Origin of the sequence: Mucilaginibacter flavus (assembly GCF_030409315.1) — a bacterium.
GTDB classification, from domain to species: Bacteria; Bacteroidota; Bacteroidia; order Sphingobacteriales; family Sphingobacteriaceae; genus Mucilaginibacter; species Mucilaginibacter flavus.
Genome location: NZ_JAUFPS010000050.1, coordinates 1 through 1,179, shown reverse-complemented (window position 1 = coordinate 1,179; position 1,179 = coordinate 1). Strand labels below are relative to the sequence as shown.

1 pseudogene is annotated in these 1,179 nt (G+C 39.2%); it reads right to left on the bottom strand.

Features of this window, described 5'->3' with window-relative positions:
• Positions 1–19 precede the first annotated feature (19 nt).
• Positions 20–1,113: pseudogene (locus QWZ17_RS23260) on the bottom strand (ISAs1 family transposase).
• Positions 1,114–1,179: the final 66 nt, after the last annotated feature.

The following is a 1,179-nucleotide window of genomic DNA, read 5'->3' as shown; positions in this document are numbered from 1 at the left end:
AGAGCAGGGCTGTTGCATTCTAATTTAATAGTTGTTTCAATTTGTTAATATCATTACAAACAAGCCTTTGTGCTTGTGCAAGATTTGGATAATCATTTATCCTAAATACATTAATAACTATGTTTCTAAACACCGAGGTGTTTTCAGGCGCATTTGATGTTCTAATCCGTGAAGAGTCTTCGTTAAATGACACATCCTTTACCCAATGAAGACTATTTTCTATGCCCCAGTGGCTTTTAATGCCATAGCAGAACGTTTGCGCATTGCCAATCAAGCTACTAATGAAAAAGGCGTATTCTTCGCGGATGCGCCCTTTTTCTTTTACCCAGCGATGCACTTTGATCAGTTGCCTAACCCCGGCCCAGGTATTACTGATCTCGTCTGTTACCGGACACACCCAAACTGTTCTACGTTCTGTTCGCCCTCTGTTTTTTAACAATTCTACAAACTTGCTACAGGCCATTGCCTCTTCTGAGGTAATGGCCTCGATCTTTTTGTAAAGGTTCTTCTGGTTCTTTTTCACACCTATTATGTAATTGTTTTCTGTGCCAATAATAACTTCTACTGTTTTTTTTGACAATGCAATGCGTCAAGAGTAAACGTTACACCCTGTAGTCCTAAGCTGGAAATAAGTTGCTGAACTACAGGTATCTCACTTTGTTTTGAGTTGTCAACCAAGCCATGGGCAACAACTCGATTTTGCCTGCTGCTATATAAACTCACCAGGCTTACAAACCGTTGCTTATCAAGTGAATAATCGCTCATTGTTCCTTTCATTGCCTTGCCGTCTATGTGTAACCATTCATTTTTAGACAGATCGACATGCTGACTGGCCCATTTATAAAAGCTTTCATTCAAGCTGTTAAAGTCCAGATCCTGTATAACACGTCTTATGGTATAAAAACTTGGAAGACGAGCCTTATTAGGTTGAAAACAGGTTAAAAGATCTCCTTCATTTCGCTTTATAAAATCACCTATTGAACGATAGCCATGATAACCACTCATTGTGCTCATCAATACAAGCAACAAAATGAAAGTTTGGTCATGACGCTGACCAGCCCTACGTCTTGTATCTGGTAACTCCGATAAATAATCTAATAGACTCTTCTCCATCCGCTTTTTTTTGCATCAAGTTACATTATTATATTTAGAATGCAACAACCCTGCTCTCAAGAGGGG